Source organism: Variovorax sp. P4_D9, assembly GCF_056401695.1.
The window spans coordinates 1-804 of record NZ_JBFUIU010001639.1 but is presented as its reverse complement, the minus strand read 5'-3'; the positions used below and the strand labels follow the sequence as shown (position 1 = coordinate 804).

2 protein-coding genes are annotated in these 804 nt (G+C 68.3%); both read right to left on the bottom strand.

Annotation, left to right across the window (positions count from 1 at the left end; all coding sequences use genetic code 11):
• Positions 1-213 (bottom strand): 3-keto-5-aminohexanoate cleavage protein (locus tag AC1DY5_RS57455; RefSeq protein ID WP_478123011.1); only part of this gene is annotated, 213 nt, incomplete at its 3' end.
• Between the two features lie 295 nt (positions 214-508).
• Positions 509-804: response regulator transcription factor (locus tag AC1DY5_RS57450; protein ID WP_478123010.1), on the bottom strand; the 296-nt coding region annotated here is incomplete at its 5' end.

Below are 804 nucleotides of genomic sequence, written 5' to 3'. Positions count from 1 at the left end.
CTTGGAGCCCTTGCCGTCGAGCTCGCGCACGTGCAGGTGCAGCACCGTGGCGCCGGCGTTGTAGCAGTCGACCGCCTTCTGCACCTGTTGCTCCATGGTGACCGGGATGTCCTGCGGGAAGTCCGAAGGCACCCACTCGGGGCCGTAGGGCGCGGCGGTGATGACCAGCTTGTCCTGGTTTTCGGGGAACAGGGATCCGTCGAGGAAGTTCATGGCTCGTCTTTCTGTGGCGTTGATGTGTGAATCGAGAGCAGGCGTGCGGCGTCAGAAGGTCGCTTCGGCGGGGCCGGCCGGCAGGGGGCTCTGAAGAGTGACTGGGTTCATGGTCCTGTTTGTCTCCGTGGAGAGCCTCTGGACGGGTCCGGGCTCGTTGGGTGGAGCGGATCCCGAGTCAGCAGCTCCGCAGGCCCTGAGAATAGGGAGAAGGTCCCGCCGGCGCCCCCTCCTTGCAGGAGGGGACCTCCACCGCCTTGCGGGGCGGACCGCGCACCGTCGGCGCCGCCGCGGGTCAGTCGACTGCTTTGATCAAGCCAAGGATGCGGGCGCGCTGGACGACCTGTTTTCGGGTGCCCGCGTCCAGCTTGGCGAAGAGGTTCTTCACGTGCCACTTGATGGTGGTCTCGCCGACCTGCATGGCACGCCCGATTTCCTTGTTCGACAGATTGCGCGCCAGCAACTCCATCACCTCGCGCTCCTTCGGCGTCAGCACCATGCCGTAGGCGCCGGCCGGACGCGACGCCTCCGCCGCCGTCGCCGCCGGAACCGGTGCCGCCGCCGGGCCGGGGGCGGCCGACTCCCGCCGGG